Source organism: Chitinophaga sp. CF118 (genome assembly GCF_900112615.1).
GTDB lineage: Bacteria > Bacteroidota > Bacteroidia > Chitinophagales > Chitinophagaceae > Chitinophaga.
Window position 1 is genome coordinate 1 of record NZ_FOMK01000017.1, and the last position, 21,355, is coordinate 21,355.

At 40.1% G+C, this 21,355-nt stretch carries 15 protein-coding genes; 6 read left to right on the top strand and 9 right to left on the bottom strand.

Annotation, left to right across the window (positions count from 1 at the left end; genetic code table 11):
* Positions 1–1,143: 1,143 nt before the first annotated feature.
* Positions 1,144–1,572, bottom strand: a complete 429-nt coding sequence (gene ybeY, locus BM176_RS31760; RefSeq protein WP_090108448.1) for an rRNA maturation RNase YbeY — start codon at positions 1,570–1,572, stop codon at positions 1,144–1,146.
* 231 nt (positions 1,573–1,803) lie between these two features.
* Between ybeY and BM176_RS31765 the strand changes: the two genes are divergently transcribed.
* The 3 genes from BM176_RS31765 (at position 1,804) to BM176_RS31775 (ending at position 3,848) form a co-directional block, all read left to right on the top strand.
* A complete protein-coding gene (locus tag BM176_RS31765) occupies positions 1,804–2,043 on the top strand; it encodes a FeoA family protein (RefSeq protein ID WP_090108449.1) in 240 nt (79 codons plus the stop codon).
* Positions 2,044–2,110: 67 nt separating this feature from the next.
* A complete protein-coding gene (locus BM176_RS31770) occupies positions 2,111–3,052 on the top strand; it encodes a helix-turn-helix domain-containing protein (protein WP_090108450.1) in 942 nt (313 codons plus the stop codon).
* Between the two features lie 79 nt (positions 3,053–3,131).
* On the top strand, positions 3,132–3,848 hold the full coding sequence (locus BM176_RS31775; RefSeq protein WP_090108451.1) for an SDR family oxidoreductase: 717 nt from the start codon (positions 3,132–3,134) through the stop codon (positions 3,846–3,848).
* A gap of 296 nt (positions 3,849–4,144) precedes the next feature.
* Here BM176_RS31775 and nadA read toward each other — a convergent pair whose 3' ends face one another.
* On the bottom strand, positions 4,145–5,149 hold the full coding sequence (gene nadA / locus BM176_RS31780) for a quinolinate synthase NadA (RefSeq protein WP_090108463.1): 1,005 nt from the start codon (positions 5,147–5,149) through the stop codon (positions 4,145–4,147).
* A 764-nt stretch (positions 5,150–5,913) separates the two neighbouring features.
* Here nadA and BM176_RS31785 point away from each other — a divergent pair.
* Together BM176_RS31785 and BM176_RS31790 are read left to right on the top strand one after the other, a co-directional pair.
* Positions 5,914–8,031: a peptidylprolyl isomerase gene (locus tag BM176_RS31785; RefSeq protein WP_090108452.1), complete on the top strand. Its 2,118-nt coding sequence runs from the start codon at positions 5,914–5,916 to the stop codon at positions 8,029–8,031.
* 22 nt (positions 8,032–8,053) lie between these two features.
* Positions 8,054–8,710: a DUF2480 family protein gene (locus BM176_RS31790; RefSeq protein ID WP_255373628.1), complete on the top strand. Its 657-nt coding sequence runs from the start codon at positions 8,054–8,056 to the stop codon at positions 8,708–8,710.
* A 5-nt stretch (positions 8,711–8,715) separates the two neighbouring features.
* Here BM176_RS31790 and corA read toward each other — a convergent pair whose 3' ends face one another.
* A complete protein-coding gene (corA, locus tag BM176_RS31795; RefSeq protein ID WP_090108453.1) occupies positions 8,716–9,825 on the bottom strand; it encodes a magnesium/cobalt transporter CorA in 1,110 nt (369 codons plus the stop codon).
* A gap of 159 nt (positions 9,826–9,984) precedes the next feature.
* On the opposite strand from corA, the gene BM176_RS31800 reads away from it, so the two are divergent.
* Complete coding sequence (locus tag BM176_RS31800) at positions 9,985–11,007, top strand: hypothetical protein (RefSeq protein WP_090108454.1); 1,023 nt, start codon at positions 9,985–9,987, stop codon at positions 11,005–11,007.
* 446 nt (positions 11,008–11,453) lie between these two features.
* Here BM176_RS31800 and BM176_RS31805 read toward each other — a convergent pair whose 3' ends face one another.
* The 6 genes from BM176_RS31805 to BM176_RS31830 all read right to left on the bottom strand — a co-directional run bounded on the left by BM176_RS31805 (position 11,454) and on the right by BM176_RS31830 (position 21,312).
* Entirely contained in the window at positions 11,454–11,828 is a 375-nt protein-coding gene (locus BM176_RS31805) for a septal ring lytic transglycosylase RlpA family protein (RefSeq protein ID WP_090108455.1), read from the bottom strand.
* A gap of 54 nt (positions 11,829–11,882) precedes the next feature.
* On the bottom strand, positions 11,883–14,177 hold the full coding sequence (locus BM176_RS31810) for a translocation and assembly module lipoprotein TamL (RefSeq protein ID WP_177230628.1): 2,295 nt from the start codon (positions 14,175–14,177) through the stop codon (positions 11,883–11,885).
* A gap of 1 nt (position 14,178) precedes the next feature.
* Positions 14,179–19,230: a translocation/assembly module TamB domain-containing protein gene (locus BM176_RS31815; RefSeq protein ID WP_143097979.1), complete on the bottom strand. Its 5,052-nt coding sequence runs from the start codon at positions 19,228–19,230 to the stop codon at positions 14,179–14,181.
* Positions 19,231–19,366: 136 nt separating this feature from the next.
* Positions 19,367–19,978, bottom strand: coding sequence for a hypothetical protein (locus BM176_RS31820; RefSeq protein ID WP_090108458.1), 612 nt, complete (start codon positions 19,976–19,978; stop codon positions 19,367–19,369).
* A gap of 158 nt (positions 19,979–20,136) precedes the next feature.
* The gene (locus tag BM176_RS31825; RefSeq protein ID WP_090108459.1) at positions 20,137–20,712 is read right to left on the bottom strand and encodes a hypothetical protein; all 576 of its coding nucleotides are present in this window, start codon (positions 20,710–20,712) and stop codon (positions 20,137–20,139) included.
* Between the two features lie 18 nt (positions 20,713–20,730).
* On the bottom strand, positions 20,731–21,312 hold the full coding sequence (locus BM176_RS31830; protein ID WP_090108460.1) for a hypothetical protein: 582 nt from the start codon (positions 21,310–21,312) through the stop codon (positions 20,731–20,733).
* Between the last annotated feature and the right edge of the window lie 43 nt (positions 21,313–21,355).

The following is a 21,355-nucleotide window of genomic DNA, read 5'->3' on the forward strand; positions in this document are numbered from 1 at the left end:
CAAACAAAAGCGGCAACAAGCAAAAATAGCCTACCTGGAAAGGAAACTCCAACAGCTCAAAAAAGAGATTGCGTGAGATTAGTTATATGGAAGAGATATGCTTCATATATGCTTTTACTTCGCTTTACTTATACTTTATAAAAGTATTAAAGAACCATCTATCCCACTACCAGGTTCTTCTAATAGATTCCCCAATTAATTACAATGAACACCCTCAACTACGAACCTTGTTAACGTTGGACAAAGGATCATTCTTAAATGAAGACACATAAGAGTATTTCAAAATTGCAAGCAACCACGGATAGATTTTATAAAGAGGGTACTCCTAGACTCCTGGAGTATTGGCAAATTTTAGCAAGGCTTGACATACCCTTTTTAATGAAAGGACTTTTATTAATCACGAACACTCAGAGGTATTACAAATTGAAGAGGTAGGATAGACTTTCTAATGAAGAGGAATTCCTGATAGTCATAAGACACCCAGGAGTATTATAAATACAGGAGTATGCAAATTGTTAGGACGGTTGAGATCCCATATCCCTAATGAGAGGCCCCCTCTAATAATTATAGACACCCAGGAATATTATAAATTATAAGGGAGTTGGAATACTATCCCCTAATAAGAGGAACCCTTATTATCATAACTCCCAGGAGTATCATAAATTGTAAGGGATTGGGATACTATCCCCTAATGAGAGGAATCCCTATTATCATAACTCCCTGGAGTATTATAAGTTGCAAGGGAGTCGGAACACTATCCCCTAATAAGAGGAACCCTTATTACCATAACTCCCTGGAGTATTATAAATTGTAAGGGATTGGAATACTATCTCCTAATAAGGGTTCCCCTTATTATCATAAACACCCAGGAGTATTACAAATTGTAGGGGACGTTGAGATACCTTCTCTAATGAAGGGGCACTCCTAATAGTTATAGAGAGAATAAAAAGGATGTTCGAAATACCTTTCTATTTCAAAGAGTATTCTAATATCTATAAACACCTGGGGAGCTCTTCAAAATAGTATTCTGGATTTAAGATACCTGTAGATAGATTGCTGATGTAAATACAAACTCCCGGATAAAGACTAAAGCTTAATCCGGGAGCAGATATATTTACCAATGTTCCACGTGGAACATATTCATTAAACCTGACCAAAGTATAGTTCAAGATATTCATTCTCCTTCTTCCTCATGGTAGCAGACTGCTCTTTATTCTTATCCTTATAACCACATAAGTGCAATGCTCCATGAAAAATTACCCTGTGCAACTCCTGCTCTTCACTTACCTGGAATTTAACCGCATTGTCTTTTACCCTATCAACACTAATATAAATCTCCCCTTCTGTTACCTTGGGGTTTGTTCCAAGCTCAAAAGTTACAATATCCGTAAAGGTATCATGCTGCAAAAACTGCTGATTTATCTGCAAAAGGTACTCATCCGTGCAGAAAACATACTGTAAATTCTTTAACCCCTGCCCTTCTTTTGCAAAACGCTCCTTTAGAAAAGCCTTTAACTTCGTTTTATTTTTCAGATTCACCTTCACTTCATAAGGAGTAAAATTGATAGCCATATAACAGATCCTTTCGTTATTAAATTACGAATGTAAAAGTATAGTGAAATTTCTAATTAGCAGTATATCAGTCTTTGTTCGATTGGTACTTACCCCCTACCTTTACACTATTCATTTATTATCTGTTCCCCATTCGAATCAATATATTCAAACAACAGGTATCCAAACATAGTAAGCAGAAAGATATACTAAGTAGGGAAGCATCTGAATCAAAAGATTAAATAACTAAGGATGAAAAAAGGAGCGATCAAATTGTCTTCCCTTGCTATAGGAAAAAGTGCAGTCATAACAGCTTTTGAAAAAGATGATCTCCACATCAAACTAATGGAGATGGGATGTGTTCCCGGAGAGACTGTAAAGATTGAAAAAATAGCTCCGCTTGGAGATCCAATATCTATCATGGTTGCTGGCTATAATCTTTCCCTCCGCAAAACTGAAGCTGACTTTATATGGGTAGAGGAACTTTTATAGTTTTCCAATTACCTTCGAATGATCAATTATGCTAACATTATGATTGATCATTCTTTAATTTAATCGTATGAAAACATCCGGCAATTTTGTTCCCATTTACCAGTTGGACCCTTCCCATCAGGAACATCATCGTGATAAAAGTATTCCCGATCACTTCGGATATCACCAACTTCCGGTTCATAAACATATTCCTGGTTTTGAAATATACTCTACTGAAGGAGTAAAAGGTAGTTACGGTCCTGCAAAATCAAACTTCTACAGGGTAGGCATTATGTTGCAAGGTTCATTAGAAATGCAGATTGGACTGGAACACTTTCATGCAATACCCGGAACTATCAGTTTTACTATACCCGGACAAGTACATTCAAAGTGGAATATTAGTCCTGATATATTTGGTTATTATATTCTTTTTGATCCTTCTTTCCTGGAAACACTCATCCCATCAACACACATAAACCAGGAATTTCCATTTCTTCATCATGCAGGAATCCAGTTGTTTCATTGTAGTGATATAGAAATAAATGAACTCAATTCCCTCTTCCTACAAATAAACAAAGAAGTACAGGAAGAACATTCCGGCCGGGCCACCGCTGTAAAAATGTACCTCTATCTTTTACTGCTCACAGCCAGGCGTATTTATGAAAAACAAGAACTGGGAAAAATAACAGGAGATCCACAGACAGGAACAAATCTGGTTACTTCTTTTTATAAACTGGTAGGTCAGCATTTTCTACAACTCCGACAAGTATCCGATTATGCAAGATTATTACACGTAACTCCTAATCACCTAAACCGGATTATAAAAAATACTACTGGAAAAACTGCTTCCGATGCTATCAACGAAATGTTGATACAGGAAGCAAAAGTTTTATTAAAATACACTACCCTCTCTGCAGCAGAAATTGCTTATCAACTGGATTTTAGTGAACCCGCTGCTTTTAGTCACTTCTTTAAAAATCTTACTGACAAAACTCCTCTCTCCTATCGGCAACAAACTAACGAAGCATAATCTGATCAATACATCGCATCATTCAAACAATTTATAGTTTCCCCATCTTCGCAACTTTGATCTGTTAAAATAACAGATCATGTTAAACAATTTGCAACATCAGAAAATAGTCATTGCCGGTGGTTCATCAGGAATTGGATTAGCAACTGCTAAATTACTTCTGGCACAAAATGCTTCCATTACAATTACAGGACGGGATCAGTCAAAACTTGAAAAAGTAAAAAATGAATTCCCAACTTTGAAGGCTGTTCACCTGGACAGTTCAAATACCCAAAGCCTTCAGAAATTCTTTTCAGAGAATGGAACTTTTCAACACCTCGTTATTGCGGTAAGTGGTGCAAAAGGAGGCGGTCCATTTTCTACACTTTCACTTGCAGATTTGCGGGAAGGTTTCGAAGCAAAATTCTGGGCTCAGCTCCAAACGATACAAGCAGCACTTCCCTATCTGCAAAAAGACGGAAGTATAACAACTGTTACTGCTACTTCAAGCAGCGCACGTTTGCCAGGTACATCCGGACTTGCTGCTATAAATGGGTCACTTGAAATAATGGTTCCTATTCTTGCAAAAGAATTACAACCACTTCGTATTAACGCTGTATCTCCCGGAGTGATAGATACTGACTGGTGGAACTTTTTAAATGAGCAGGATAAAAAAGCAACCTTCGAACAATTTTCAAAACAGGTTTGTGTAGGGCGTATTGGGAAACCGGAAGAAGTAGCAAATGCCATTTTCAGTCTGATATCAAACACATATATCAACGGAACAATTCTTTCCTGTGATGGAGGACTAAAATGAGTCCATTTGTGAATCAGATGTGTATAACTGTCTAATAAAGTTAAATCCGTGAAGGCCCTGAGAATTTAATATACCGTAGTATTCCCCGTATATTTTATTTTATCGCATCTATAAAGCCTTCTATTTTGAAGGCCGCAAGAATGAATTTACTGGTATATTGGTGGACACGTGTTTCATTTATTCCATTCATAAGCCCTTCTTCCGCATAAAAAAAGGCCCTGTTATGTGAATAACAGGGCCTTTCAGTAATATAATAAATAATAAAACCTATAACATATTATATATCAACATATTAACTACAATCCATACTGTGCACTTATCTCCAACATTCTTTCAATAGGTTTCTTTGCAGCAATACGAAGCGTTTCATTCATCGTAATCTCCGGTTCTTCATATTCCATGCATAAGTATAACTTTTCCAGTGTGTTAAGCTTCATATGCGGACAATCATTACAAGCGCACGCGTTATTAGGTGGTGCAGGTATGAAAGTCTTTCCGGGATTTTCTTTTTGCATCTGATGTAAAATCCCCGTTTCAGTTACAACGATGTACTCTTTTGCATCGTCCCGCTGGGTAAATTTTAACAGCCCTGTAGTTGAACCGATGTAATCAGCTACTGCCAGAACAGCTGCCTCACATTCCGGATGCGCTATCACCTTGGCTTTCGGGTGTCTGATCTTCAATTTTGTTATCTTTTCCAGGGAGAAAATTTCGTGTACCATGCATGCTCCATTCCAGAGTAACATGTCTCTTCCCGTTTTACGGGCCAAATAAGCCCCTAAATTCCTGTCGGGGGCAAAAATGATCGGTTGGTCCTTGGGGACGCTTTCGATGATCTTTTCGGCATTAGAAGACGTGCAAATGATATCGCTGAGTGCTTTGATTCCTGCAGAACAGTTTATGTAAGAAATCACAAGATGGTCGGGATGCTTTTCCTTAAACCTCCTGAATAACTCCGGAGGTGCGCTGTCAGCAAGGGAGCAGCCCGCTTTCAGATCTGGTAAAAGTACTTTTTTCTGTGGACTGAGAATCTTTGCTGTTTCAGCCATGAAGTGCACACCGGCAAAAACGATGATGTCTGCATCAGTCTTTGCCGCCTGTTGACTAAGCCCCAGGCTGTCGCCGATGTAATCTGCCACATCCTGGATATCCGGTTCCTGGTAGTAATGTGCCAGGACGATTGCATTTTTCTCTTTTTTCAATCTTTCGATTTCTGCGAAAAGATCCAGACTCACATCAACTGGCAAATCCAGGAAACCTTTTCGTTGCAATTCATTTTTTGCAATGTTCAGCTCCTTCATCATAATTATATATATAGTTTATTATTTAAAGAAAGAAGAACCCACTACTATTAGGGGTGTGAATATGTGAAAAGTTAATTTTTGCTTCCGATACAAATGTAGTTGTTATTCTTTTTGTATGCTCTATTCACACGAAATTAACAATGCCGATGAGCCATAGTATTGAATTTAGCTACTTTCATCCACACCCGTGGATATCCTTCTTCGTGTATATTTTTGTTGGGCTCCCTGTATTAAGAAAGTGTTAACAGCAACTAATAACAATTCACAAAAGGACCCTTTTGTACCCCAAACAGCTTCGGCCGGAAATAACAAAATTAGTTTTGCGGTCCTGAACTGATGGTTTTTCCCATGATATTGGATCTTTTTCCCGGAGTTTTTAACAACGTATGTGGATAAAGACAATTAAATTTTTTTAAGCTGGTGATTTTGCTTTTTTAGTTTTACTTTCACTTTTATACACATTTTTATGTGGATGAAACTAATGACTTCCTAAAAATGTGAATAATGGAACCTATACTTTTCCAATATGTCAAACGAGCAATCTAAAGCCTGTGGCTGTATTAATTATCTCTTGCGTTATGCACAAACTGAGTCTAAAAACGTAATTAATGTGGATAACCTGTGAATGAACCCTTAATTACACTTCTTGCATTTATCTTGAAACCCTTTACTGTATTGGGTTTGAGCTAAAAAAAACTGTTTTGTAGTTACAGTAATTTTATTCTATTTTTGCTTTCCTTAAAAATTAGACTATATAATATATGTCAGTTATTCAGAAGATCCGGGATAAGTATGCTGTGGTAATCGTAGTAGTGATTTGCCTGGCTATTGTTAGTTTCCTGTTGCAGGATGCCTTTTTTGGCAAGAGTTCAATCGGTCGTCGTTCTACCAGCGTAGGTAAAGTGAACGGAGAAGAACTGGATATCAGTGAATATCAGCAACGTATTGATGAAGCTGTAAACAGATATCGCCAGCAGAGCCCTAATGGAGCTGTTAACGAACAGACCCGTCAGTATGCACGTGAACAGGCATGGAATGAGTTCTTAAATGAACAGATCATGAATACTCAGTATGAAAAACTGGGCATTCAGGTAACTGAAAGTGAACTGGTTGACCAGTTTACCGGTAAAAACCCAAATCCGGTAGTTGTTCAGCAATTTACTGATCCTAAAACGGGCCAGTTTGATCGTGCACAAATGCAACAGGCATTACAGAGCATCGGTCAGGACCAGTCAGGAAGAATGCGTACTGCATTACAACAACTGGAACAATATATTATTAAGTCAAGATTACAGAATAAATATAGCGCGCTGATCAAACAGGCTGTTTATTATCCAAAATGGCTGGCTGAACAGCAACTGAAAGATAATGGACAATTTGCATCATTATCATATGTATCTGTACCTTATGCTTCTATAGCTGACTCTACCATTCCGGTGAGCAATAGCGAACTGCAGAGTTATATAGATGATCACAAAGCACTGTTCAAAACAGAAGAAGCACGCAAAGTTGAATATCTGACTTTCGATGCATTGCCTTCTTCTGAAGATACTGCAGTTGCACTGAAATCATTATTCGAAACCAAACAGGAACTGGACACTACAAGTGCTTCTGACATAGAGAACTTTATCAAGCGTAATTCAGACATTCCTTTCTTTGACGGTTACGTATCAAAGAAAGCGCTGATGGTTCCACAGAAAGATACCATTGCAAATTTACCGGTAGGAACAGTGTTCGGACCTTATTATGATAACAACCTGATCGTATTTGCGAAAATGATTGATCGCAAAACAATGCCGGACAGTGTGAAAGTGCGTCATATATTAATAGGTACAAAAAATCCGCAGAGTGGTGAAGGTTTACCGGATTCTATTGCCAAGATCCGTATAGACAGTATTGAAAATGCTATAAAAGGTGGTGCTGATTTCAAAGCACTGGTAGAACAATATTCCGATGATGCGGGTAGTAAAGCTACCGGTGGAGAATATGATATGACTCCTGCTACTCCTTTCGTGAAAGAATTTAAAGACTTTGCGATGGAAAAGCCAAAAGGAAGTATGGGTGTTGTTAAAACTCAGTTCGGTTACCATCTGATAGAAGTACTGGATCAGAAAAATATGGGTCCGGCTGTTAAGGTAGCTTACCTGGGTAAACCAGTAGATGCCAGCAAAGAAACTGACAGCAAAGCATATGCAGCTGCCAACGAATTTGCTTCTCAGAACCACGACCAGAAAGCTTTTGAAAAAACTATCCAGGAAAAAGGTTTGAACAAACGTCTGGCTGATAACCTTCGTCCGATGGATTTCGTAATTCCTGGTATAGGTCAGGCACGTGACCTGGTACGTTGGGCTTATGATGCTAAGAAAGGTGACATAAGTACCGTATTTACTTTTGAAGATAAATATGTTGTAGCCGTACTTAGCGGTATCCGCAAAGAAGGTACTGCTTCAATTGATGAAGTAAGACCTCAGGTAGAAGCTGAAGTAAGAAAGAATAAAAAAGCAGACCAGATTATAGAAAAGCTGAAATCACCTGCAACACTGGAAGCTGCTTCTAAAGCAGTGAACCAACCAGAAATGAAAGCAGATGGTATTAACTTCAGTACTCCATTTATTGCTTCTATGGGTTTTGAACCCCGCGTAGTAGGTGCTGCTTTCAGTAAAGATCTGGGTGTAGCAAAAGTATCTGCTCCTATTGAAGGTAATGGAGGAGTATATGTTATTAAAGTAGATGCTTTACAGCCAAATACTCAACCTCAGGATGCAACAACAGTAAGCAGGGCTTACGAGCAGGGTGTAAGATCCATGCTGGACGGTCAGTTGTATGAAGTGCTGAAAAAACTGAATAAAGTAGAAGACAACAGAGCGAAGTTTTTTTAAGGAAATTATATAACTGATAGATATGCAGAAAGCCTCCCGGTTCACCGGGAGGCTTTCTGCATTTAAGGGAACCCATTTTGGAATAATAGGAATAAATCTTGCTCCACCTTTTTGTACCCAGGTATCTCTTATCATCAGGACACACATTTTTAGTAATTTTGTAGAAACGTGGATTATGGAAGAGATTGTTAATAAAGTAGCACAGAGTGGTCTTATTACACTGGACCTGGAAGATTACTATCCGCAGGAAGAAATTGTGGAGTTTGATATGAAGGAACATCTGTTCATGGAAATGATATTGAAAGAGAAAGACTTCCGTGCGGCCATGCAAGGTCTGGACTGGGAACAGTACCGGAATAAAATTGTAGCTATCACCTGCTCTGCAGATGCGGTAATACCTTTCTGGGGATATATGCTGGTAATGACTTACCTGGAGCCAGTGGCCAGTTTTGCTGCTTTTGGAAACAAAGCAACATTACACCAAACACAGTTTATGAAAAAACTGGGAGCCATTGATGTAAGTAAATATGCTGATCAGCGCATTGTTATTAAAGGATGTGGGGATAAAGGCGCCGGAGAAGCTGCCTATGTGGAAATCACCAGGTTACTACGCCCGGTGGTAAAAAGCATTATGTATGGAGAACCCTGTTCAACAGTGCCTATCTACAAAAAGAAATAGCTGGGTTAGAACCATCCCCGTTTGCGGAAAAAGGTGATCATACCTACTAACATTGTAAACATGATACCCATCACAGTGTAATAGCCGTAATGTTCATGTAATTCCGGCATATTGTCGAAGTTCATACCATAAATACCAACAACCAGAGTGAGAGGGGCCATCAGGGTAGTTACAACTGCCAGCACTTTCATAATCTCATTCATCTTGAGATTTATCTGGGTATGATATTGTTCCTGAAGATTCAGTATCATTTCCCGGTAATTCTCTGCAAGTTCATTGGCCTGGATTATATGATCGTATACATCTTTGAAATATTTTGTAGTACGTTCATCCAGCAAATCACTTTCGCTTTTCATAAAACCATTAATCAGTTCCCGGACAGGGGCAATGGCCCGTTTCAATAGTAAAAGCTCCCGTCGCAGGAAATTTATTCTGGCAAGCGTTCGGGTATTGGGCTGATGCTGGATCAATTCTTCCATCAGTTCTATCCGTTCCCCCAATTTTTCGATAACGGTAAAGTAACTATCTACAATAATATCCAGTAAAGAATAGCAGAGATAATCGGTGCCCGCACTACGGATCCGGGAACGGGGAATCCGTAGTTTTTCCCTGATGGTATCAAATACATCCCTATGGGCATCTTCCTGGAAAGAAATAACAAAATGTTTACCCAGTACAATACTTATCTGCTCCTGTTCTATCGTTGAAGTCTCCTCATTAAAATAAACCATGGGCAACAAGCAAAACAGGTAGTTCCCTATTTCATCCATTTTGGCGCGCTGGCCAATACTCATTATATCTTCTTCGAGCAGGTTGTGAATATTATAACGGGTACATATTTCATGTACCATTTCCTTATTGATCCCGTCAATATTCACCCAGGTTGCATCCGGGCTTTCAAGAAATTTAAATATAACAGATTGATCTTTAGTAGATAGCTCTTCGCAATGTTCTGCGTTATAATCAAATAAAGAAATCTTTTCACAGTGTGTAAGTCTGCGATTGATAGGACCCGTTGCCGGGTTGTAATTCATAATACGCTGTTTCTTTTCCTTAAAAGGATTTAAGGTCCCCAGCACACCTTGAATAGGCAATATGCGATTTTGTTTCTGCATTCTGAATAATTCCGGTTTGATAAAATTAACTTAAAATTGCCGTAACAGGGAGTTAACATGCAAAGGTTATTTTAGTAGAACCTGCAACTGTTGCCATAGTCATGCCACTTGGCAGAGGATGCAGCGCTGTGATCTTTATTGACGACTAAAAAGTATACTATGCGCGTGGTTGTAACTGTCATCACCCTGCTTCTCCTTGTAATTTGCTGCTATAGTATTTTTGAACTGAAATGTAGCAAGACCCTTGCTGTAAACAGTACCCGGCAATGGTATCACCAATCTGTTGATAACCTGGATAAAAAGGTAAACCTGTTATGTGAGGCTCTTGCGCAACACCAGTCGGAAGCAGTTATACAACAGTCTTTCAGGGAAGCCAGGCTGGCATATAAAAAAATAGAACTCGTGGTGGAATACTTTCATCCTTATACAGCGCAATTTATTAATGGTCCCGTAATAGATAAAGCTGAAAACCATCATCGTGAAGGGTTACAGGGCTTTCAGGAGCTGGAAGTATTATTATTCCCCGTTTTACATCCGGCAGATACTCAAATAGCTTATGTAGAAGCAAGTAAACTAAAATCGGTGCTGGGCAGATTGCAAAATGAACATGAAAGCATAGAACCTACAGATGCCCAGTTGTTTGATGCTATGCGATTAGAATTAGTGAGAATCATGTGCTTAGGACTGAGTGGTTTTGATTCCCCTGAAGCGCGGAATAGTTTACCGGAAGCAGTGGCTTCACTGGATGGGATCAGTGATGTCTGGCAATTTTATGTACCTACGGTAAGCATTTATAATCCGAAGCTGGTAAAATATATGGATGAACTGCTTACTGCTTCAAAGGCAGGGCTGCAATCTGGAAATGATTCAACGTTCAACAGGCAGTATTTTATTACTGAATATGTGAATAACCTGGCCGTAAATCTGAAACTGGCAAGGGAAGCGTTACGCATTCCATATGATAATCAACAGTATATACTGGACCCTGCAGCTTCCAACATCTTCGCCAAAAATGCTATTCTCTCTCTATACTCCTCACCTGATAGCAGTGATTTGCGGGAAGTCCCCTCTTTAAAAGATCCTGTGTACAACATAAACGGGCAACGGTTTACTGCGAGTTATCTGCATACTCTGTTAAAACAGAACAGTGTTTTGAACAGTTACGCTAAAAGGAATAACTAAAAGCGGTGAATCGATACTTGCAAAAACAAAGCTGCCGATGAAGAGTTTCACCGGCAGCGGACTTGGTTATGTAAGATAGGATATGGAGACAAATTAATTCAGAATGTTACATAACATTCCTAAGCAGGCATAGCCGTTTGCTAAACGGATATTAACACGCAAACACATTACCGTAACAATAAGACGTACGGAAAAGAACTAAACAAAAAAGGGAATTATAGAGATTGGATAGAAAACAATGTCAGTTACTTTTCACATGATATATAATATTCCTGCATCTTCAACAAGCACATCATATACCAGCCTCTGCCGGAGTAGGTGCATTTTTCATGGAATATGGCAACTGATTTCGGCGCAAATAACAATACTGTAGGAGAATTTCCAAAAAAAACAGAATAATTACTACAAAAATGTGAGATAATTGAGTAATAGAGGGTAAAAAAGGGCTATTTTTTCTTTTTGTATGTTATCTCTACTACTGCTACTCCCATACTCACCATACCAATACGCCGGGCTGCTTTTTTAGACAAGTCTATTACCCTTCCTTCTGAAAAAGGACCACGGTCTGTTATACGTACTTTAACAGAACGGCCGTTCGCTATATTTGTCACCTTAACCTTTGTTCCAAAAGGTAATGTACGATGTGCTGCAGTCAAACCATTCTGGTGAAATGTTGCTCCACTGGCAGTACGGTGTCCTTCAAATTTATCAGCATAGTATGATGCTTTTCCATTTTCAGTGATTTTCCTGCTACAGGAAGCCAGTAACACTATTGTACAAAAGAGTACAAAAAGATTGCGAGTATATTGTAATGTTCTCATAGGTTACATTTTATAGATTGGGGCTAGTTCTGCCCCTAAGATAAATCAGTTTCTTTAAAATGGATATCCTATCGCTATATTCAGAATGAGATTTTCTTTTCGCCAGTCGGGATCACCAAACTTTACATCTTTAACCACCCATCGTTCATTCTGTGGTAACCAGGGCTTACGTAAAGGAAATGCAAGGTCCAGTCTTACTACTATTATGGAGGCATCTATGCGTAAGCCAGCGCCGGCATCTACTGCAATCTGGCTACCAAAAGTGCCTGTTTTAAAAACGCTACCCGGTTTCTGAGGCACACTGTTTTTGAGCCAGATATTACCGGCATCTACAAATACAGCGGCATTGAAAATACCGCTAAGACGTGTGCGTAATTCTGAATTATATTCCAGCTTTATATCACCAGCTTCATTGGCCAGATACCGGCTGGAAGTATCCCTGTAAGATCCTGGTCCCAGGGTTCTGGCCCTGAAACCCCGGAGACTGCTGCTACCACCAATAAAGTATTGTTTTACAAATGGTAAGGTAGAAGAATTCCCATATGGCAGACCATAACCGGCATAAATACGGTTGATCCAGGTCGTTTTCCGGCTCAGCTTCCAGTAATGCCGTGCATCTATTGTTGCACGGATAAATTGAGCAAAAGGACTACCGAAGATATTTTTAGAACTATCTCCTTTTGGGATGATCAATCCGAAGATATTACCGGAATAGTCCAGATCTCCACTGAGGTAGAAACTATGAGTATGATTGGCCGATTGATTATTGTAAGTAACATTATAATTACCTCCCATGATAAACTGCTTTTCAATAGCGGCACGTTGACTGGGATCATTCGCCAGAATGTCATCATACCCCGCAGTGGTTTTGGTAGGCAACACATAAGTAATAGCTATCGGCGACCATTTCTGTTCCAGGTACTGTGTTTTACGCCAGATATACTGAAACTGGAATGTATATGCATTCAGATTATATAACTGACTGCGACTGTACAATTCATACCCCAGGCTAATACGCGTACGGGGTACATATGGTGTGCGAATATTTAAATTGAAGAGTGGCTGATAGAACCGCGGGATGGTTACTGAAGCTTCCGCCTTGAAGTTGTATGAATTACCTCCTGTTTGTACAGAACTTGTTTTCCCGCCGACCTGCCATTCCAATCCACCTGAAACAGATAATTCCAGCAGGTTGGCAGCATGCAGCCAGTTACGGTTACGGGCTGTTACTTTTATTTCAGAACCTACAAAGTTGTTCGATTTGGAAGTACCTCTTAGTTCCGCCTGTAAGCTGCGCCGTGGATAAGGCGTGAGGAAAAAACTGGCATTTAACAGGGCACTATCCCCTCTCACTGGTCTGAATTGCCCCTTTACGAATTTAAAAGTACCGAGATCCGTTAACCTGCGCAATGTTATATTATGTGAACTGAGGCGGTAAAGGCTGTCTGGTTTCAGGAACACAGAGCGATCAAAAACACTGGGTTTGAATTTCTTAGTTGAATCAATAATCCGTAACCCGTTATACAAAACCGGAGTTCCCTTCCTGGAAAGGGAATCATTATCCAGAGAGTAATCAGGATACAACGTAACGTTCTTCATATGGTACTTGCGGCGGGCAGCAGAAGGCGTAGCATCTTTGACAGTAACAAAGAGATCTACCATTCCATTATTGGTACTATCTACTTCTACCAGGAGATGATCCGGAGTGAAGTAATAGTATCCCTGTTCTTTTAAGATATTATGAATACGGTTACGTTCTGCTTTTACACTATCAAGCCGGTAAGGACGATTGATTTTCAAGTGAGTATCTTCCTGTGTGGCAGCAATTGCTTTGCCCAGCTCACTACTGTCTGTTACAAAAGAAACACTTTTTATACGGTAGCGGCGATTTGGAGTAGCAGTATAATTAATGGATGCTTTTTTCTTTCCACGGGGTTTTACTTCTGAGGTGACAAGCGCCTGAAAAAAACCATTATCTACCAGGTATTGCTCCATTACATTGGCTGTATAATCTGGTTTTGCCTGGCTGAGTAATACCGGGGCTTCTCCCCATTTACGACGCAACAGATAGTTCAACCCTTTACCCTTGGGCTCTTTGCCGAGATTATATAACCACAAACGAAAGGGCAGACCAAATAATTTCTTATTTGGTTTAGGACGCGCACTACTCTGCATCTCTTCTTTAAGTGTACTATAATCACGGGGTTTTTTACCATCCCATTTTATAGTGGTACCTGTAAAAAGACGATCGTTCTCCGGAACGGACTTCGTAGTACTACAGGCGCTGATGCAAAAAGCAACAATCACCGGAAGAAGACGGGGTATTATATGCCAGTTTCTTCTAACCATTTTATTTCTTGCTGACGGGTTTTTTAGTTCGCAGTTTTTCCTGCTTTTTATCTGATTTTGGGCGTTGGAATATTTCGCGGAAATTATCATAATCCATGATCAGGGCAAATGCCACGCCTGTCTCAACTACCTGTCCTTCTATTACCGTACTGTTATCATTGCGCTGGTATACTCTTACACGGTAACGGCCATCTTTTGTGAGCTTGTATTCTACAGAGATATCTCCAACCAGTGAACTTGGGTTTGCCTGATTTTCACCCTGCAGCATTACATTTGAACCAACAGAAACAGAAAGACGATCATTGAACAGGCTCTTGGAAGCACCTACTTTTAAATTGGTTGTTTCCTGCTGGGACCCCGTAGAGTAATCATCTTTGGATTCCAGATCGAAGTTCAGGTCTATCCCTTTGATCAGGTTTCCTGCCAGGTTGTTTAACTGCTGAGACAGGATTTTACTCACACTCTGTCTTGCCATATTGCTCACACCAAAGTCGCCACTGCCCTCTCCTGCCAAAGGATCTTCAGGAATAAAACTGCTGAGTACCAGTAATCCCATTACCTGTTTGTTCAGTTCTGAAGGAATCTGGTTAATCTGTTTGAGGCGATTATATACACTTCCATTAAATGCATTCTGATCTGATTCCGGCATATCCAGTTCAAAGGATATTTCGGGTTTAAGCAATTCTCCCTTTATTTTCAGGTACACAAAGAAGGGTAGACGTTGTTTGTATTTATTCCGCTCAGTTTCTGAGAGCTTTGACAACTGATCCTGCACCAGATCTGCGGCAGGTGCATTCACCGTATATTTGGCAGTAATATCAAGATCTGCATTGGTAGCATCTCCGCTAAAAGTGATAGCACTTCCCTTTTCAATAGAGAAGCTACGTTTGATCAGCTGGTTCAGCGACATTTGATACTTACCTTCCTGAATTTCATAACGACCGGTGAGACTCAATTTGCTGCTGGCATCCAATGTAGCATTAATGCTGGCCGTTCCTTTTGCTTCTACAAAATCGCCATTTACAGGATCTATGATAATCTTGATTATAGATTCCGGTGTGATTTCCGCAACGCCCGAAAAGTTAAATCCTTTCAAACGGGGATTCTGGAATTTAGTACTATCTACTGCTTTGATCAGAGACGAGTCAATAGGGTTAGACTTATCCACAAATACGATCACACCCTCCCTGTTTGCCAGTCCGGGTTCTTCAGTTGGCAATGTTACCGTAATCTTTGACTTATCACGAAGTTTCATGTAAGCATCTACACGTGGCAGATCAAGATTACCACGTATTTTGATTTTCGTATCTATAAAAGCAGGGCCGTAATACAATTGATCAGGATTCTGCTGTTTACCCAGGACCATAAAATTATCAGAATTGACATCCAGATTGAAATTGTAACTGGAGTAATCTTTTGTATTGATCCGGCCGTCGAGAATCAACTCATTGCGCAAACTATCGGCAATTACAAACTTGTTGAACAGCAAGCCTTTTTCATCAATTACAATATTCTCGTCCGGCAGGGTAAGCGGAGTTCCTACATAAGTAATGGTACCACCGGCATCACTGAAATGTATATTTCCCAATATTTTAGGTTTATCGGTAGTGCCAGTGATAGTGAACTTTCCATCTGCCGTACCGTGCATGCGGGTAACATTGCCAAATGTAAATGCTTCCATGGAAGACATGTTGATACGATTGATATCCACATTGGCATTGATAGTAGTGTCATAAGTTCCGGCTACTTTCAGATCATTGTCGTTTCCGGTAAGCGTGGCCGTAAGTTTATACTGATTAGCCCGTGGAGTTTCCACATTTGCATCCAGGGTTCCTAATTTAGAACCCCTGAATACAAGACTGTCTACTTTTAATGTGCTTTTTATCAGTGGGGATTTATCAAGATTGCTTACCAGCGCCTGCGCATTCAGTGTTCCATTTGCCAGCAAGGTATCTGCTGCCAGCAATGCCGTAATGGTAGACAGTTTGAAGTCTTTAATATTAGTTTGTATAGCCGGTAGTTTACTATTGCTGCTGTCTGGCCGGGACAGTACTTCTATAGATTGTTCCTGGTAAGATATTTTTAGGTTGGCTGTATCCGGTACACCATTGTGAATATGGATGTGATTATCCTCAGCAACTTTCCAATGTTCCCTGTTCAGTAACAATTCCGGTTTTAGTGACAATGTCAGCGCGTTGTCCGGAAGGAATGATACATATCCACCAACTCTATATTTGGGATTGCGCTTTATATCATCCAGCAGGAGATCCCAGTTTACTCTGCCGGCAGATGCCGTTGCTTTCAATGCTGTATGATAGAGGGGTACTATTTTATGGTGTAGCTGGGCAAGAGATATATCAGCTTTCAGAGTGGTATCAAGGATTTTTGCTGTAATAAGCAGGCTATCTACCTGCAGGGAATCGTATGTTAATTTTGGCAGTGCGGCATTTAGTACCAGCAAACTACTGTCTGTATTCAATCGTCCATCAAGAGTGAGTGGCTTTTCCATCCGGAGGCCGGGCAGCATTGCCTGCAGGTTCCGTGGCCAGTTCAGGGATGCTGTCCACTGTAATATTTGCCCCTGTGGCAGTTTTACCAGCTTAGCGCTATCATAAGGTTGTAATGGTCTGTTGATTAACTGACCGAAAGCAGTACCAATTTTTGTATAATCAATATTACCATTGGCTTTTATAAAACCGAAGGGTCCTTGTAAAGTAAGGTATTGCTGGTCCTGATAATGTGCCAGCAGCGATACGGTATCTATTGTGTATACCTGTCCCTTAGTGGCTATCTGCCAGCTGTCCAGGAAGGTACTCCCTTCCAGGCGGCGGGGTTCCAGACTGCTAAAATCTGCTTGCAGATTTCCTTTCAGTTGAAGGGGTTCCGCATAAAGATGTGTAGCATATAAGTCTGCTTTGTCGAGTTGCAGTTTTGCCTGTAAAGTTTGCAGGCTGGTATCATTCAGCGTTCCATCCACATTAAATACCAATGCAATACTGGTATCGCTACTCTCTCCCTCTGCATGTAATTGTTGCTTGTCAATATTTGCCCGTATAGCAATGTCGTGATAAGTATATCCTTTGTAGGAAGCATCATTTAAATGTACAACCGCATTGGCAATCATACCTGGAAATGAATATCCCTGGCCGGTTGCCGTCATCATCCCACTTGTCCATCCCATTGTAGTATCATACAATAGTACGCCTGGATTTATGCGGAAAGAAGAAAGGGCCACATCATAACTGCTGTGGATACTGTCTGTAATATTTATGAGGTGCGCTGTCAGATTTGCATTGGCTGAGCTGCTTTTCAATTGCAACTGCGTTTTCATATCCTGCATACCTCCCAGGAAATTACCGGTAATCAGTAATTGTTCCGGTAACCGTGGTGTATCCGGGAGTGTATGAGCAGGTAGCCATGACCGTAGTGGTTTATTTCCCGATAATATATAGATGTCCGGTAAGTTGGCGTATAAATGATCTGCATCTGTTACGTGCTCTACTTCACCATGTGTTTGAATGCGGTTTCCTTTGTTATCAGCGATTCGTAAAGTCTCTATTATCAGCTTACCAAGAGATCCTTTTACTACTGCCGTCAGCATAATTTCCTTATCCCATAATGGGTTCATGGATTTATTACTGCGTGCACCGGGAACAAACGGTAACCATTCTGCCAGTGTGATATGTGAAGAATCCAGATTAGCACGAAGAAGTAAAAGGTCCATGTTGTTAGACAGCGTAGACCATGAAGGAACGTTTACTGCAATCTGTTTTCTGAACAGGCTTTTGTTAGTTTCCAGTAAAAGATTCTGGAGAGAAAGCGATTGTGGGGTAAAGATGAAATCAAAGTGGCCTTGTTTGATGGCGAACCCGGATTTATCCGTAACAGATAATTTATGAAGGATAGCACTGATAGTATCCGGTTTATAGAGAAAGTTGCTGATGTGAGTGGTAAAGTTACTCAGTAACAGGTGATTATAATCTGGATCACTGCCAGCACCACGTTTTGGCGGAGCGGTATTATTATCGAATTTCACGTTTACATGTTCCAGCTCTGCCTTGGTAGCCAGCACCTGCCAGGTATTTGGTGTAGAATCAGTTGGTACCGGCTTTGTGGTATCGCGAGCTTCTGATAATGTGAATATCCCGTTGGTATTGCCGATCTCTAATCCTCCCACCAGAATGCGTGTAGAGTCCTGGTCTATACTTGAATTCAGTAATTGCAGTTTTCCTATTTTCCAGGCAGTTGAAATCCCGCTTCCTTCATCGGCATAGAGGAAGGTACTATTCTCGATCTGTAATTTTTTAAAGAGAAGATGAAAAGCGGAGCTGTTGGTATCTGCTGGTGGCGGTGCTGCGCTGGTAAGTTGTTTAGGTTTGTATTCCTGTTTGAAAAATCCTTTCAGGCCATCCAGGCGGATACCGCGAAAAGCATACAGTCCATCATCCACCAGTAGTTCATCCGGATCTACATGTAATTCCTTCCAGGTGATCACAGCATTCATTCCCGTTGGAGCATCTATATATCTAACACGTACCTGTTTAAGGGTCACATCTTTAATATGAAACTGGATGGTAGTGCCGGTTTTGGGAGAAATAGTATCCGGAGGAGCGTTTTTACTAACGAAAGCATCTATAATAAACTGATAATTAAAGGTAGTATCCTTGGGATGTCTGTATACATTTACCAGTAAAGTATCCCATTCGAGGCTATTGATCTGTAGTTCATTGTTGAGAAAAGCCAACAGATTGTACCGTACTTTCAGGGAACCGGAGTATAAAAGAGCCTGAGAGCTGGTATCTGCTACAAACACATTTCGTAGTTCCAGATACTGCCAGCCACGGGCACGCAGGTAACCGATCCGCACACGGGTATGCAGTTTTTTTTGAAGATAAGACTCCCCCTGCCGGCGGATGTAGTCCTGTACTGATTCCAGTTGCAAAAGCAATACAGCCATTACCGGTAGTAATAACAGGACGAGAACGGTCCATAAAAGCCATCGCCACCAGGGGCGATTGGGATGTTTTTCCTCTGTAGTTGATGGTGCTGCCACTATGAAATAGTTACTTACAGTAAATTACTGAATTAAAACACTTTAGGGTATTTGTTGTTCTAACTCCGTAATTAAACAAAATCTGTACCCCGAAACGGGGAATTAGCAAAAAAGAGAGTATAAATACACAATTATATTACCAGGTGGGGTTATTTCTCTGGTTAAATTTCTGGATGTAATAAACCAGTTTTTCACGATTCTTCTTGTCTTCATTGAATTCACGTAACAAAGCAGTATCCTGGGGAAGGATATATCTGCGCAGATTGAATAATGTGAGATCGTAAACATCTCCTGTAACTATATTCAATACTTTTCTGCTGATAGTGGCCGGAGGCGTATTATTAAAGATAATTCCCTCTGTGGCACGGTTAGCCGGGGCAGAAGTGATAGCATGTACCTGATATAAACAGTAATAACCTATTTCGTCAATTTTGTTCAGGCCATTGTCCCGGATATATGCAGCAGTACCGTCACTATATCCCCAGAAATTTTTCACTTTATGTTCCTGTCCGGTAGAATCTATGATCCGTAATTCATTACGGGCAGAGAGCAGGTAGATCTGGGCCGCAGGTGTTTTGTCTTTCACAACCAAAGTCCCATTTTCCGAAGGCTGGTTGGAACGGAATTCTTTAAAGCTTTTGTAGATACCTTTTTTATATTGATGAGAATCATATATTGAAGTATCCTGTGCAAAAGATGACAGGAAAAGCCCGGAAAACAGTGCTGTAGAAAGTAAAAACCGCATCATAAGGATGCAAAAGTAATGCTTTTATAAGCCTTACGTATGCAGACTTATTTCGAGGGGAGCCCATTTTCTCGCTTCATGTGGAAATTATTATCTTATTGTCCTCACTTGCCAGGGGGAACAATATTAAAAGAGCCTTATCTTATATAGATCAGGGCAGATTATTTAGCGGGAATAATAAGATTCTTTGTGAATTCCTGTATAATTTTGACTCCTATCTTTTTGTAGATATTTCTTGCCAGCGGATCGATATTTGTTTTCAAGCGCCCCTGCCATACCACCGTCCCCGTATTTTCTTGTAGTGTAAGGTCAAAATCGTTGGTCAGGAAATTGACATATTTCGGATCTGCATTAATTGCTACACCAGGATATAGAGGATCTTGGGTTGGTACATACTTCTGCATGGTTTCTTCACTGACATAAGGCACTATTCGTAATATAGCATCGTATTGTCCGGACTTTGCACGTTGAAAAGCCTCTTCTGTATCAACTTTGTGGAAATCTCCCAGGTATTCATAATGACACTGAATGTTTTTTTCTTTCAGTTTTTCAGTGAGTTCATTTGCAAGATTGTTGAGATACATTTTTGCCTGCATGCCACCTTCGCCGGTAATTAATAACTGTTTATACTGCTTAACTGTTTCATTCTTCTTATAGGTTTCCAGTTTTATTGTTTTCCTCTGAGCAGAGGCAACCGTTGAAAATATAAAAGCAATACTGAGTAGAAGAAGGCGCATAAGTATAAAAGGATATGTTTATTTATAGGGGATAATCTTATTCTGTTCCATTGTTGTAAGCACCTGGTCACAGATTTCTCTATAGATACTTTTTGATGTTGGTTTGATAATAGTTTTCAGATTGGCTTGCCAAACGATAATACTATCGGATTTTTCAGTAATAATGAGGTCTATGTCATTGGTCATCCTTGTGGTGGACCATTTTACAGGTGTTTTGAAATTACTGGTAGTTCTTAAGAGTAAACCATTCTGATTTATCAGACGCTTCTTTTCGGAAAGTTCTATTGGCATCATCTGAAGTACAGCATTGTACGAACTATTATTTAATTTTCTGAAGGCTTCATCTGTATCTGTTTTAGTATCATCACCCAGGTATTCATAATGACACTCAATATTCCTTTTCTTCAAATCCTCAATGAGCAGGGAAGAAACATTGTCCATATACATTCTTGCCTGCATATTCCCCTCCCCTGTTATCAGTAGTGATTTATACTGTTTGGCAACATCATTTGATTTGACAGTACTAATGTTTATTGATGGTTGCTGAGCATAGCAGGTTGTTGAAAAAGCCACGGCAATGACAGGAATGAAAAATCGCATTCTGTTGTAATGATTAATAGGGATGTAAATATATTAAAAACCA